Below are 12506 nucleotides of genomic sequence, written 5' to 3'. Positions count from 1 at the left end.
CCCCCCCCCCCCCCCCCCCCCCCCCCCCCCCCCCCCCCCCCCCCCCCCCCCCCCCCCCCCCCCCCGCTCCTACAGGGTTTTGTGTTGTCTGGTTAACGTCGGGTGATGACGACCTCCAGGTATTCACTCGGCACCACCACCGATTTCTCTCCCGCTCTGTTCATCCGGTTGATCAGCTCAGTCAGGTCGCTTTCAAAGGCTTGGGCTCCCTCGGGAGACAGCGCCGCGAAGGCCTTGTGGACCGGGCCGTACCAGGTGCGAAACGTATCGATGAAGTGCGCCGCCGAGCGATAACGGAAGTTGAAGGTGCGGCGCGTCACCTGGACCTGAAAGTCACGCTCATCGAAGTGCGAGTGCAACCAGGCTTCGGTTCCCCAGTTTGAAGGCGGTTGTGCGCCTGGCGGTGGCGGCAGGTGTTTGCCCAGAGTCTTGAACATCTGGCCGACAAAACCTTCAGGCGTCCAGTTGGCCAGGCCGATGCGACCGCCAGGACGGCAGACCCGCGCCAGTTCTGAAGCCGCTTTGGCCTGATCCGGCGTGAACATCACGCCGAAGGTCGAGAGCACCGCATCGAAGCTGGCGTCTTCGAACGGCAGCGCCTCGGCGTCGGCGACCTGGAAGGTCACCTCCAGGCGCTCGGCCCGGGCCCGGTCTTCGCCGCGCTCCAGCAGCGCCGCCACGTAGTCGGTCGAGGTGACGTTGCAACCTCGGCGTGCAGCGGCGAGCGTCGCATTGCCGTTGCCGGCGGCCACGTCCAGCACGCGTTCGTCGCAGAGCAAGTCACAGGCTTCAGCCAGTTGCTCGCCGACAATTTGCAGGGTGGTGCCGATCACGGCGTAATCGCCGCTGGCCCAGGAGACCATCTGGCGGTTTTTCAGGGCAGTGAGATCAAGGGGGGTGCTCATTAAATCTGCTCCGTAAGGATTGGAACGCAAGCCCGGCTTACTCCGCCGTGGTCGGATCGATGATGTTCATCACCTGGGAAATGCGGTTGGCCGGGAAACCGCTCTGCCTCGCGTGCTCCTGGATCAGCGCTTCGCTCGGCGAGATGTATACGCAGTACAACTTGTCACCCGTGACATAACTCTGAAGCCACTGCACCTGCGGCAAATCGCGCAATGCCCGGCAGGACTTTTGCGAAGCGGCTTTCAAATCCCTTTCTGACAGTGTTCCAGCACCTGGAATCTCGCGTTCTATGACGAACTTTGGCATGGCAACCTCTCAGTCTTGTTATTGATGACAGGGTCGGCAGTGGCCCTGTAGGCAAACTATCGCTCCGGCGCGGGCCGGCGTCCTGCCCGATCGTCGGGCAACACTGCCCGATCGTCCGGAGAATTCACGTTACCCGGCAACGCGCTCACAATCAGAAAGCCCTTAGTCGCATGGGAAGTCACCATGGACGCCCTGTCCCAAACCCTGCGCGTCGTCCGCCTGGTCGGCGCGATCTTCATCAATGCCAGGTTCACGGCACCCTGGTGCTACCAGTCGCCCAGTGCCGACACGGCGGCCCCCTTTCTGGAGCCCGGTGCCGAGCGGGTGGTGATATTCCACCTGATCACCGAAGGCGAGTGCTATGTCGAGATGGGAAACGCTGCGCCGCTGCGCCTGACCGCCGGCGATGTGGTGGTGTTCCCCCAGGGCGATGCCCATCGCATGAGCTCGCAACCCGGTCTGACGCCGGTCACCGGCAAGCGGCTGGACGTGGTGCTGGCGCGCCGTCCCCGGCAACTGAGTTACGGCGGAGGCGGCGCGGTCACGCGACTGGTGTGCGGTTATCTGGCCTGCGATACGCGGTTGGCGGGCATGTTGCTGACGGGATTGCCGGCGGTGGTCCGGGTCAATGTGCGCGGTTCCAATGCCGGAATCTGGCTGGAATCATCGGTCCGTTATGCCTTGGCGGAAGCACGCTCGCCCAGGCCCGGGGGCGAAGGCGTGTTGGCGAAACTGGCCGAGGTGTTGTTCATCGAGGTGTTGCGCCTGTACATGAACGAGCGCGGTGAAGGCCGGACCGGCTGGCTGGCCGGTGTGGGTGACCGGATCGTCGGTGCCGCCCTGAATGCGCTGCACAAAAAACCCTGTCACGCCTGGACCCTGGATGAACTGGCGCGAACCGCCGGCACCTCAAGGTCGGTGTTGGCAGAACGCTTTGCGCAGTTGGTGGGGAGTTCGCCGATGCAGTACCTGACGCAGTGGCGGATGTTGCTGGCGGCGAACCTGTTACGCAGCAGTAACAGTTCGTTGATGCGGATTGCCGAAGAGGTGGGCTACCAGACCGACACGGCCTTCAGCCGTGCCTTTCGTCGAGAGTACGGCGCGCCACCGGCGGCGTGGCGGCGCAATCAGGAGAAAAAACCAATGGCCCGCGGCGCGCAGCCTGTGAGCCATTGATGTCGAGGGTTACGCCGAAGGTGCCTTGGCCTCTTCCAGCAGTTGCTGGATCATCTTTTCCTGGGTTTCGTAGGCGCCTTCACCGAAGTGGGTGTAACGCACCTGGCCCTTGGCGTCGATCAGGTAGTGAGCGGGCCAGTACTGGTTGTCGAAGGCGCGCCAGATCGCGTAGTTGTTGTCGATGGCCACCGGGTAGGTGATGCCGAGCTTTTTCACCTGGTCCTTGACGTTGTCGATGATGCGCTCGTAACCGTATTCAGGGGTGTGGACGCCGACGACCACCAGGCCATCCTTCTCGTATTTCTTCGCCCAGTCCTTCACATACGGCAGGGTGTGCTGGCAGTTGATGCAGTCGTAGGTCCAGAAGTCCACCAGCACCACTTTGCCTTTGAGCGAATCATTGCTCAACGCTGGCGAGTTCAGCCACTGGACGGCACCGGACAGCGACGGCATGGCACCTTGGGCGTTGTCCATGGAGTCGGCCCTGACCTTGCTGACGAAGTAGTCGACGACTTTCGGCACGGTTTCCATCACGCCCTTCTCGAGGCTGCTGACGCCTTCGGACGAGGTGCCAGCCAACAGTGTCCGGTCGGCACCGGTGGAAATCACCGCCACGGTCGCCAGCACGGCAACACCGGCACCACGACGCAACCAACCAGTGACCGGGATCGACACTTTCAAGCGATTGACCAAACCGCGACCGGCGAAGATCAAGGTCCCCAGGGACAGTGCGCTGCCCAGGCCGTAGGCCAGCAGCAACAGGCTGGTCTGTGCGTTCGCACCCTGGAGCATGGCGCCGGTGAGAATCACCCCGAGGATCGGGCCGGCACACGGCGCCCAGAGCAACCCTGTGGCCACACCGATCATGACCGAACCCAGCGGGCCTGACATTTTGCGGGTGTCGGGATCAAGGCGATTGCCCAGCGCCACGAACGGACGGGCCATCCAGTCACCGACACGGGCGGAAATCAGCGACAGAGCAAACAATCCCATCACGAAGAGCGCGACGTGACGACCGGTGTTGTTGGCTTGCACCACCCATTCGCTGCTGACCACGGCCAGGCTGGCGATCAGGGCAAAGGTCAGGACCATGCCGCCGAGGGTCAGCAGAATGGATGAACGGGTGCGTTTGACACCGGCGAACAGGAACGGCACCACCGGGAGGATACAGGGGCTGAGGACGGTCAATATGCCGCCCAGAAAAGCGATGAGAAACATGGTAATCACCTTGAAATAGAGAAGAACGACACACCACCTACCCCCTGTAGGAGTGAGCCTGCTCGCGATGGCGGTGTGTCAGATAACACTGATGTCGATTGACACTCCGCCATCGCGAGCAGGCTCGCTCCTACACTGGAATTGTGGTGTTTACAAAACAGGGTTCGGGCATCAGGCCTTCTGGTTTTCCTGTAGCTGACCTTGAGGCGTGCGGCTCGAGCCGTCCTGTGCGAGGAAGGCATGAGCGCCCTGCTCGGCCACCGGCGTCAGCTGGAAGCAGGTCGCACTGCCACAGCTTTTCTGTTCAACAGCGGCATTGGCATGGGCAGCCGCGCCGGCTGCGGAGAAAGCAACAGCGGTCAAAAAGCGGGTGACGTTGTTCATGGTGTTCTTCCTGTTTCAAAGGGGGGTGGCAATCGCTCAGCGAAGGACTCAGTTGTCCGCGTTGCAGCCGTCAGCAAATTTGCGGTAATCCAGCACCTGGGTTTTGTGCTGGGAATCGAGGTAGGTCAGCTGGGCATTCACAACCCCGCAGGAAGGCGCGGCGTCTTCTTTCAACGACAGCACTTTCTTGATGTCCAGGTGGGTGCCGTAGGTGTAGGTTTTGGCGCTGACATCGGCGGCTTCGGCGCGGGCCGACAAGGTGCAGATGTTCAGGGCGGCAAACAGGCAAGCGGCGTAGATGGCTTTGGTGTTCATGGCGGTTTCCTCAAGGCTTCAATGGGTAGGTCGTTCGATTGAGCAGAGGCGGTGTGGGTTGCCTCGATGGAACCCATTAGAAGCTCGCGAGGTATCTCGTCTGTGTCGAAAACAGCCGCGTGTAAATCGGTACGTATCAAAGCCGGCCCCTGATACAGAGCGATACAAAACCCCTGGAAAACCGCATTTTTGCCTTTGCATGTATCCGTCGCTACGCCAGATACACTGCAATACAAAGGGCTGCGGGCGAGCGGGCCAAGGCCCGATAGACTGCGCAACATCCCCCATTGATAGAGGCTTGGCCCCCATGGAACACGTCGATCACATTCTCATCGTGGACGATGACCGCGAGATCCGGGAACTGGTAGGCAACTACCTCAAGAAGAACGGCCTGCGCACCACGGTCGTCGCCGATGGACGCCAGATGCGCAGCTTCCTTGAGTCCACGCCGGTGGACCTGATCGTGCTCGACATCATGATGCCGGGCGACGACGGCCTGATGCTCTGCCGCGAGTTGCGCGCCGGCAAACACAAGGCCACGCCGGTGCTGATGCTCACTGCCCGCAACGACGAAACCGACCGCATCATCGGCCTGGAAATGGGCGCCGACGATTACCTGGTCAAGCCGTTCGCCGCCCGTGAACTGCTCGCGCGAATCAACGCCGTACTGCGCCGCACGCGGATGCTGCCGCCAAACCTGGTGGTCACCGAAAGCGGTCGCCTGCTGGCGTTCGGGCGCTGGCGCCTGGACACGTCGGCCCGGCACCTGCTGGACGAAGACGGCACCATGGTCGCGCTCAGCGGTGCGGAATACCGATTGCTGCGGGTGTTCCTCGATCACCCGCAGCGGGTGCTCAATCGCGACCAGTTGCTCAATCTGACCCAGGGCCGCGACGCCGATCTGTTTGACCGCTCCATCGATTTGCTGGTCAGCCGCTTGCGCCAGCGCTTACTGGACGATGCCCGCGAACCGGCCTACATCAAAACCGTGCGCAGTGAGGGCTACGTCTTTTCCCTGCCGGTGGAAGTGCTCGGTGCGCCGTCATGAACCTCACCCTTCGTTGGCCCCGCACCCTGGCCTCGCGCCTCTCGCTGATCTTTCTGATTGGCCTGATCCTGGCGCAGGCGCTGTCCTTTGGCGCGCAGTATTACGAGCGTTATGAAAGCGCAAAAAACACCATGCTTGGCAATCTGGAAACCGACGTCTCGACCTCCATCGCCATTCTTGACCGCTTGCCAGCCGAAGAACGCATGGGTTGGCTGCAACAACTGAACCGCCGCAACTACCGTTATTTGCTCGACGAAGGTTCGCCGGGCGTGGCCATGAGCGACACGCCCATCGCGATGACATCGATCAAGGACGCCATCGGCAAGGATTACCCGATGACCGTGACGGACATTCCCGGCGAACAGAAACACTTTCAGGTGCACCTGAAACTCGCGGACGGCAGCCCGGTGACCATCGACGTCAGGCCATCAATGGTGCCGTTGTCGCCGTGGTTGCCCATCGTTCTGCTGGGCCAGTTGGCGCTGATGATCCTCTGCACCTGGCTGGCGGTGAGAATCGCCATCCGCCCCCTCACCCGCCTTGCCGAGGCCGTGGACAACCTTGATCCCAACACCCACGCGGTGCACCTGGACGAAAAAGGCCCGACCGAAGTCGCCCACGCCGCCATCGCCTTCAATTCGATGCAGGCACGCATCGCCGCGTACTTGAAAGAGCGCATGCAACTGCTGGCGGCGATTTCCCACGACCTGCAAACCCCGATCACCCGCATGAAACTGCGCGCCGAATTCATGGACGACTGCAGCGAAAAAGACAAACTGTGGAGCGATCTCAGTGAGATGGAGCACCTGGTGCGCGAAGGCGTGGCCTATGCCCGCAGCGTTCACGGCGCCACCGAAGAAAGCCGCCGCACCGACCTCGATTCATTCCTCGACAGCCTGGTGTTCGACTACCAGGACGTGGGCAAAGACGTGACATTGGGTGGCAAAAGTGGCGCGGTGATCGACACCCGGCCCCATGCCTTGCGGCGGGTACTGGTAAACCTGACGGATAACGCTCTGAAGTTCGCCGGCGCCGCCGAGCTGTGGGTGGAAGCGAAAAACGGCGGCCTCTCGGTGAAGATCATGGATCGCGGACCGGGCATTGCCGAAGAGGAACTGACCCATGTGATGGAACCGTTTTATCGGGTTGAGAATTCGCGCAATCGCAGCACCGGCGGCACAGGGTTGGGGCTGGCGATCGCGCAGCAATTGGCGTTGGCGCTCGGGGGATCGTTGACGTTGAGCAATCGTGAGGGCGGCGGGTTGTGTGCGGAGTTGAAGTTGCCGCTTCGACCTGGCAGTCAGTAAACAGACACAAAGGCCAAGGAAAGCCTTTATATTGTCGGACACCGTCGTGCAGCAGCCGACGGCGATGCCCTGATAGCAACCGACACTTATATGGATATTGGCAAAATGGATGACAACCGAAGGCCCATCAAGACGCGCTCTGCGGGCTGGGCGAAATACATCACCGACCTTCTGGTGAAACGAGACATCTCCCCCAATCAGATCTCCGTCGCCAGCATCGCCTTCGCGCTCGCCGGGGCGGTGGCACTGAATCTCGATAACGGGCTCATCGGCTCGATCCTCTGCACCGTCGGCATTCAATTGCGCCTGCTGTGCAACCTCTTCGACGGCATGGTGGCGATCGAGGGCGGCAAGAAATCCGACATCGGCAGCCTCTACAACGAATTCCCCGACCGCATTGCCGACAGCCTGCTGATCGTCGCGCTGGGGTATGCCATCGGCTACGCCGATCTCGGCTGGTTCGCGGCGCTGGCCGCGGCACTGACGGCGTATGTCAGGGTGTTCGGCGGTTCGATTGGCCTGAAGCAAAGTTTCATCGGCCCAATGGCCAAGCAGCATCGAATGGCCGTGATGACTGTGGCCCTTCTGTTGAATGCCGTCGAAGCCAGCGTTTATGGCACTCACTACGTGCTGTTGATCGCGCTGGTCGTCATCGCTGTCGGTTCAGCCGCGACCTGCGTCACGCGCACGCTGGCCATCTCGCGCCAGCTCAAGGGGAATGCTCATGTGGATCAGTAACGCGCTGATTTCTGTTCTTCGCTTCCTGATCGGCGTCACCGCCCGATGGGAAAGCCCGCCGGACCTGACACGCCAGCGCATCTATTTCGCCAATCACTCCAGCCACATGGACACCCTGGCAATCATCGCGGCGCTGCCCCCGGAAGCCCGGGTGAACGTGAAACCGGTCGCCGCTGCGGATTACTGGGGAAAGAACAAATTTCTGTCGTACATCTCGCAAAAAGGCCTGAACGCAGTGCTGATCGAGCGAAATCCGGCGCCCGGCGTTAACGTGCTGGAGCCGATTTTCGACGTGGTGCGGGCCGGCCATTCGATCATCATCTTTCCGGAAGGCACCCGAGGCAGCGAGGCGTTGCCCGGTCCTTTCAAATCAGGGCTGTACCGTTTGGCCGAGACATTCCCCGAGGTGGATCTGGTGCCCATCTACCTGGAAAACCTGCATCGCTCCATGCCGAAAGGCAAACACGTCCCGCTGCCCATCATCTGCACGATCCGTATTGGCGACCCGCTGCCACGGATCAGTGGCGAGGAAAAACAGGTGTTTCTGGATCGGGCGCGTGAAGCGATTGTGAGGTTGTCGGAATGAATCTTGACGAAAAGTTCTTGTGGTTCTTCGGCGCCATTGCCGTCCTGCTGGCAATCGCTTCGGTCATCGGCCGGATTCTGGCGAAGCGCGCCAAAACAGAAAGCTCGATGTCGACCATCGAGAACCTCAACCAGCGGGTGAATGCCTGGTGGGGCATGGTCATCATCTTCTTCGTGTCCTACCTGCTGGGCGGGAACGCGACGGTTATTCTGTTCGGCTTCATTTCGCTGTTCGCGCTCCGGGAGTTCATTACCCTGACGCCGACCCGGCTGGGCGACCATAACGCGCTGTTTTCGGCGTTCTTCATTCTGATCCCGCTGCAATACGTGCTGATCGGCACGCACTGGTATTCGCTGTTCACCCTGTTGATTCCGGTGTACGCGTTCCTGCTGTTGCCGGCGATTGCGGTGCTGAGCCAGGACACCGACGCTTTTCTGGAACGGGCGGCCAAGATTCAGTGGGGGGTGATGATTTGCGTCTACTGCATCAGCCACGCGCCGGCCCTGTTGCTGCTGGACCTGGAAGGTTTCAAGGGGCAGAACGCGCTACTGCTGTTCTATCTCGTGTTCGTCGTGCAACTGAGTGACGTGTTGCAGTACGTGTTCGGCAAACTATTGGGCAAGCACAAAGTTGCGCCGCTGGTGAGTCCGTCGAAAACGGTGGAAGGCTTGGTCGGTGGCGGTCTGTCGGCCACGTTGATTGGCGGGTGCATGTTCTGGATGACCCCGTTCAGTTTCTGGCAATCGCTGCTGATGTCGCTGGTGATCGTGGTGATGGGTTTTCTCGGTGGGCTGGTCATGTCCGCCATCAAGCGCAGCCTGAGCGCCAAGGATTGGGGAACCATGATCAAAGGGCATGGCGGCATGCTGGATCGGATGGATTCGATCTGCTTCGCGGCGCCGATTTTCTTTCACCTGACGCGGTATTTCTTTTCCGCCCCATAAAATAGACACCACCCCCTGTCAGTGATCGTTCCCACGCTCTGCGTGGGAATGCAGCCCGGGACGCTCCGCGTCCCTGACGCGGGCGCGGAGCGACCGGTGAGGCATTCCCACGCAGAGCATGGGAACGATCATGCAAACCCAATCACCCCTTCGCCATGCATCTGCCGCAACAACGCCGCCCCGCTCTCCATGAACGCTGACGAGCCGGCAGCCCCCGCCTCTACCGCCAACCCTTCCAACTGCGCCTGCCCATCCAGCTCGGGAAATGCCTCGATCCGCTGCAACAACCGCCACGCCAGGGGGCTCAGCTCGGAAAATTTCACACTCCAGTCCTCGGCTCGACGCACCAGCAGCAAAGTCGGTTGAACCGGTGGCGCTTCCGGTTGATGATCCGGCCCCACCAACTGCACCGGCCAGGCATAAGCCAACGGCCACGCCAACGGTGACACCTGCAACGGTCGCTCCAGAATCAACGCCACATCACTCGGCGGCAACGGCTCCGCTTCGGACTGTTGCAACGCCATTTCGACCCACTCGTAATGCGCCAGCTCCACCATGAACGGAGGCCACACACCTTCGCTCAATGCACTCGGTTCCGAGGCCAGGAACTCGACAAACTCCTGGGCGATTTCGCCGAATTTCGGGGTACGCGCACGACAGTCCCGCAGGAAGATCCGTACCAGCGAACGCCAGCGCTCATCACCGAGAATCTTGATCAGCACCGGAAAGGTCCCGCTGAGCAACAACGACAGGTTGGAAAAAATCAGGTCGCGGTAAACCTGTGCCCGCGCCACATCCATCCCGGCTGGCGGCGCGCAATGGTCCGGGTCACGCAGGTACAGACCCAATGTGTTTTGCTGGTCAAACAGGCCTGGCTTATCCACGGTTCACCCCCTCGGCCTGCAAGCGACGAATAGTCTGCAATTCAGTCACCAGTTCAGTGAATGCGGGGAAGTTGAAATCCCGCTCCAGCAATGTCGGCTGTGCGCCAAACCGGGCGTAGGCCTGGGCCAGCAACGACCAGACCACCGGTTTCACCGACGCGCCATGGGTGTCGATTTTCAACGTGTCGGACTCATCGAAGTGCCCGGCCACGTGCATCGCCACCACCCGGCCCGAATCGATGCCGGCCAGAAAGGTCTGCGGATCGAAGCCATGGTTGATCGAGTTGACGTAGACATTGTTGACGTCCAGCAACAGGTCACAATCGGCTTCACGCAGGACCGCGTTGGTGAAGGTCACTTCGTCCATATCCTGCTGGGGCGCGGCGTAGTAGGAGACGTTTTCCACCGCCAGACGCCGGCCAAGAATGTCCTGGACCTGGCGAATTCGCGCGGACACGTGGTGCACCGCTTCTTCGGTAAACGGCAACGGCAACAGGTCGTAAAGGTGACCGTCATCGCTGCAATAGCTCAGGTGCTCGCTGTACAGCGGCACGTTGTAGTGATCGAGGAACACCCGCACTTCCTGCAAAAAACCGACGTCCAGCGGTGCCGGCCCACCCAGCGACAGCGACAAGCCGTGGCAAGACAACGGAAAACGCTCGGCCAGGGCCCGCAGCGCATGGCCATGGGCGCCGCCGATGCCGATCCAGTTTTCCGGCGCAACTTCCAGGAAATCGAAATCGCCGGTACGGGCGGCCTGGAGGTCCTTCATTAATCCGCGACGCAAGCCAAGCCCGACGGTCGCTTTCGCTGAGGTGATGGGGGTCTGCATGGTGTCGATCTCAAGGGTTGCCAGTACGGAGTCACAGTTAACCGAAGCGATGTATCGGGGCTGTGTTCCGGTTCGGCAGAACATCGTGGCGGTTGTATCGCCGACGGGCCTGTACACACTCCGGTACAGACCCTTCGGCAGGCGTTACGCCAGGTCGTATTTCTCGCGTACCAGATGGCCGATGCCGATGCGATCGAGCACGTTCATCGGGCACAGGAAGGTCACGCGCACGGTGCCCGGCAGGCGGCTGATGTCGATCGAGCCGGTGATGGTCGCGCGGTTGAGCACTTCGTCATACGGCAAACCGGTGACCGAAGCGGCACGTTTCAAGCCGTTCTCGACGGCGACGTTGAGGTTCTCGCCGCTGCCGATAAAGGTGATCGGCCCGCTCTGCTCGATTTCATGCTGACCCCAGCGCTCGCCCAGTTCGCGGACTTTCTGCCGTTGTTGGCCATTCATGGGCCGGGCCATCGGCGGCAGATCGTCGAGGTTTTGCAGGAGGATCGGCCCGTCCAGGGTCAGGTTCTTCACCACTTGCACCACCACTTCGGTTTCCCCGGAGCAGTCGGTGGCGTGCCCTGCGATCTCGCCGTTGCCTTGCTGGGCGTGCATGTCACCCATGTACACACCGGCCCCCGGCACTTTCACCGGGCAGATCAACACGCAGCCTTCGCGGATCGAGTTGGTGTCCATGTGGCCGTCGGTCTTGGCCGCGTGCAGCTCTTCGCGGGTCATGCCGAAACGGTGTGGGGCGTTGATCAGGTATTGGCCGAAATCGGCGCAGTTGTGCGAATCGGGCAAGTCACGGGACGGCGTGGTGCCGATGTTGCCGAGGAACGGGCGCATGTGCGCGGCAACTCCGGGGATGTCGGCACGGGCCAGAGACAGGATCGAATGCTGGGCGGCGAATTCCGGCAGCGCCGACATTTCAGAGGCATTGCCGGCCAGTCGGTTGGCGACGTCCTGGTTGACGGTCAGGCTGACCTGATTCTGTGCATCGAACACGATCACGTAGCCATGGCTGAAGCGAAACGCACTGACCTCGGCGCCGCAGTTGTTACAGCGAATCGACTCCTCGCCAATGCCTTCGACATGACTGGCCGGGTGGTCGGTGCCGCATTTGGAGCAAAATTTGGCGACAAACGGGTCGCCGTTGTAGCGCCCCTCAACGAAGCTCATGACCCCGGACGACGTCGCCAGCGAGGTGACGCGCATGCTCTTGATCTTGATCGCCACGGCGTCGCCGATTTCCGCGCCAGCGATGGCCACCGGTTGCGTCACTTCGTGGCCGCCCTCGAAGGCGGGCGTGATCATCGGGCCCCAGCAACCCGGCGGTGTGCCGGTGATCAGGGTGCCGCCGTCGGCGAGCGGGCCGAGCATCGGCTGGCTGGGGCCAATGAGACCGTTGGTGTACTGATCGACGCGCAGATGGTTGACGGGAGCGGATTTCAGGTCGGTTTCAGGCACGAGCGTGGTCATTATTGTTCCCTTCACGGAGTCACGAGCAAAGACGGCCGTCTGTTGCGACGACCCTGAAAAGTGCCTCGACAGCCCCGGATTTCGGGCGCTGGGTAGCCTTTACAGTTCATCGCAGGTTTGTATCTGGTCTGTGTTCGGTGGGAGCCGCGAATGAAGTGGAATGTATCGGGACGGCGGCTGGATACAGTGCGATACACATCGCCAATCCTTGTAGGAGCGAGGCTTGCCCGCGAAGACGGAGTGTCAGGCAATACTTTTGTCGACTGACACGGCGACTTCGCGGGCAAGCCTCGCTCCTACAGGGGATTTGTGTCGGCCAGGGGAATGGCGCTTTCGTCGCTTCAGGCCGCCGCGCACGGGGCTCGGACTAAACTTACTGCACG

At 61.3% G+C, this 12506-nt stretch carries 14 protein-coding genes; 6 read left to right on the top strand and 8 right to left on the bottom strand.

The window, feature by feature from the left end:
- Window positions 1-92 precede the first annotated feature (92 nt).
- Window positions 93-905, bottom strand: coding sequence for a class I SAM-dependent methyltransferase (locus tag AC1ROI_RS30985; RefSeq protein WP_010455498.1), 813 nt, complete (start codon window positions 903-905; stop codon window positions 93-95).
- A gap of 37 nt (window positions 906-942) precedes the next feature.
- Window positions 943-1212: a DUF4242 domain-containing protein gene (locus AC1ROI_RS30980; protein ID WP_010455500.1), complete on the bottom strand. Its 270-nt coding sequence runs from the start codon at window positions 1210-1212 to the stop codon at window positions 943-945.
- A gap of 183 nt (window positions 1213-1395) precedes the next feature.
- Between AC1ROI_RS30980 and AC1ROI_RS30975 the strand changes: the two genes are divergently transcribed.
- Window positions 1396-2388 (top strand): AraC family transcriptional regulator, encoded by a 993-nt coding sequence (locus AC1ROI_RS30975; protein WP_083376418.1) that lies wholly within the window; start codon window positions 1396-1398, stop codon window positions 2386-2388.
- Window positions 2389-2397: 9 nt separating this feature from the next.
- Here AC1ROI_RS30975 and AC1ROI_RS30970 read toward each other — a convergent pair whose 3' ends face one another.
- From AC1ROI_RS30970 to AC1ROI_RS30960, 3 genes are all read right to left on the bottom strand, one after another.
- Window positions 2398-3606 (bottom strand): cytochrome c biogenesis protein DipZ, encoded by a 1209-nt coding sequence (locus tag AC1ROI_RS30970; protein WP_077749096.1) that lies wholly within the window; start codon window positions 3604-3606, stop codon window positions 2398-2400.
- Between the two features lie 171 nt (window positions 3607-3777).
- Window positions 3778-3990: a hypothetical protein gene (locus AC1ROI_RS30965; RefSeq protein ID WP_010455503.1), complete on the bottom strand. Its 213-nt coding sequence runs from the start codon at window positions 3988-3990 to the stop codon at window positions 3778-3780.
- Between the two features lie 48 nt (window positions 3991-4038).
- Window positions 4039-4305, bottom strand: coding sequence for a DUF2790 domain-containing protein (locus AC1ROI_RS30960; RefSeq protein ID WP_077749095.1), 267 nt, complete (start codon window positions 4303-4305; stop codon window positions 4039-4041).
- A gap of 307 nt (window positions 4306-4612) precedes the next feature.
- Here AC1ROI_RS30960 and AC1ROI_RS30955 point away from each other — a divergent pair, with 307 nt between their 5' ends.
- From AC1ROI_RS30955 to AC1ROI_RS30935, 5 genes are all read left to right on the top strand, one after another.
- Window positions 4613-5353: a response regulator gene (locus tag AC1ROI_RS30955; RefSeq protein WP_010455506.1), complete on the top strand. Its 741-nt coding sequence runs from the start codon at window positions 4613-4615 to the stop codon at window positions 5351-5353.
- The gene (locus AC1ROI_RS30950) at window positions 5350-6660 is read left to right on the top strand and encodes a sensor histidine kinase (RefSeq protein ID WP_077749094.1); all 1311 of its coding nucleotides are present in this window, start codon (window positions 5350-5352) and stop codon (window positions 6658-6660) included. The genes AC1ROI_RS30955 and AC1ROI_RS30950 overlap by 4 nt, the downstream gene beginning before the upstream one ends.
- Before the next feature lie 105 nt (window positions 6661-6765).
- Window positions 6766-7398: a CDP-alcohol phosphatidyltransferase family protein gene (locus tag AC1ROI_RS30945; RefSeq protein ID WP_010455508.1), complete on the top strand. Its 633-nt coding sequence runs from the start codon at window positions 6766-6768 to the stop codon at window positions 7396-7398.
- Window positions 7385-7984 (top strand): lysophospholipid acyltransferase family protein, encoded by a 600-nt coding sequence (locus AC1ROI_RS30940; RefSeq protein ID WP_077749092.1) that lies wholly within the window; start codon window positions 7385-7387, stop codon window positions 7982-7984. Before AC1ROI_RS30945 ends, AC1ROI_RS30940 begins: the two co-directional genes overlap by 14 nt.
- Window positions 7981-8928 carry a phosphatidate cytidylyltransferase gene (locus tag AC1ROI_RS30935; RefSeq protein ID WP_010455511.1) on the top strand — a complete coding sequence of 316 codons (948 nt, stop codon included), beginning with the start codon at window positions 7981-7983 and terminating at the stop codon, window positions 8926-8928. Before AC1ROI_RS30940 ends, AC1ROI_RS30935 begins: the two co-directional genes overlap by 4 nt.
- Before the next feature lie 128 nt (window positions 8929-9056).
- Here AC1ROI_RS30935 and AC1ROI_RS30930 read toward each other — a convergent pair whose 3' ends face one another.
- The 3 genes from AC1ROI_RS30930 to AC1ROI_RS30920 all read right to left on the bottom strand — a co-directional run bounded on the left by AC1ROI_RS30930 (window position 9057) and on the right by AC1ROI_RS30920 (window position 12123).
- Window positions 9057-9812: an HvfC family RiPP maturation protein gene (locus tag AC1ROI_RS30930; RefSeq protein ID WP_102595018.1), complete on the bottom strand. Its 756-nt coding sequence runs from the start codon at window positions 9810-9812 to the stop codon at window positions 9057-9059.
- Window positions 9805-10644 carry an HvfB family MNIO-type RiPP peptide maturase gene (locus AC1ROI_RS30925; RefSeq protein ID WP_102595017.1) on the bottom strand — a complete coding sequence of 280 codons (840 nt, stop codon included), beginning with the start codon at window positions 10642-10644 and terminating at the stop codon, window positions 9805-9807. The genes AC1ROI_RS30930 and AC1ROI_RS30925 overlap by 8 nt, the downstream gene beginning before the upstream one ends.
- A gap of 144 nt (window positions 10645-10788) precedes the next feature.
- Window positions 10789-12123 carry an acetamidase/formamidase family protein gene (locus AC1ROI_RS30920; RefSeq protein ID WP_102595016.1) on the bottom strand — a complete coding sequence of 445 codons (1335 nt, stop codon included), beginning with the start codon at window positions 12121-12123 and terminating at the stop codon, window positions 10789-10791.
- Between the last annotated feature and the right edge of the window lie 383 nt (window positions 12124-12506).

The organism is Pseudomonas sp. GW823-FHT02C02, assembly GCF_058797635.1.
The sequence above is the reverse complement of the archived record's forward strand: the minus strand, read 5'-3'. Positions and strand labels throughout refer to the sequence as shown.

Coding starts and splice junctions, on each gene's coding strand:
- AC1ROI_RS30950 (WP_077749094.1), top strand. CDS start 5,350: ATGAACCTCACCCTTCGTTGGCCCCGCACCCTGGCCTCGCGCCTCTCG.
- AC1ROI_RS30980 (WP_010455500.1), bottom strand. CDS start 1,212: ATGCCAAAGTTCGTCATAGAACGCGAGATTCCAGGTGCTGGAACACTG.
- AC1ROI_RS30970 (WP_077749096.1), bottom strand. CDS start 3,606: ATGTTTCTCATCGCTTTTCTGGGCGGCATATTGACCGTCCTCAGCCCC.
- AC1ROI_RS30920 (WP_102595016.1), bottom strand. CDS start 12,123: ATGACCACGCTCGTGCCTGAAACCGACCTGAAATCCGCTCCCGTCAAC.
- AC1ROI_RS30955 (WP_010455506.1), top strand. CDS start 4,613: ATGGAACACGTCGATCACATTCTCATCGTGGACGATGACCGCGAGATC.
- AC1ROI_RS30975 (WP_083376418.1), top strand. CDS start 1,396: ATGGACGCCCTGTCCCAAACCCTGCGCGTCGTCCGCCTGGTCGGCGCG.
- AC1ROI_RS30925 (WP_102595017.1), bottom strand. CDS start 10,644: ATGCAGACCCCCATCACCTCAGCGAAAGCGACCGTCGGGCTTGGCTTG.
- AC1ROI_RS30985 (WP_010455498.1), bottom strand. CDS start 905: ATGAGCACCCCCCTTGATCTCACTGCCCTGAAAAACCGCCAGATGGTC.
- AC1ROI_RS30965 (WP_010455503.1), bottom strand. CDS start 3,990: ATGAACAACGTCACCCGCTTTTTGACCGCTGTTGCTTTCTCCGCAGCC.
- AC1ROI_RS30960 (WP_077749095.1), bottom strand. CDS start 4,305: ATGAACACCAAAGCCATCTACGCCGCTTGCCTGTTTGCCGCCCTGAAC.
- AC1ROI_RS30945 (WP_010455508.1), top strand. CDS start 6,766: ATGGATGACAACCGAAGGCCCATCAAGACGCGCTCTGCGGGCTGGGCG.
- AC1ROI_RS30935 (WP_010455511.1), top strand. CDS start 7,981: ATGAATCTTGACGAAAAGTTCTTGTGGTTCTTCGGCGCCATTGCCGTC.
- AC1ROI_RS30940 (WP_077749092.1), top strand. CDS start 7,385: ATGTGGATCAGTAACGCGCTGATTTCTGTTCTTCGCTTCCTGATCGGC.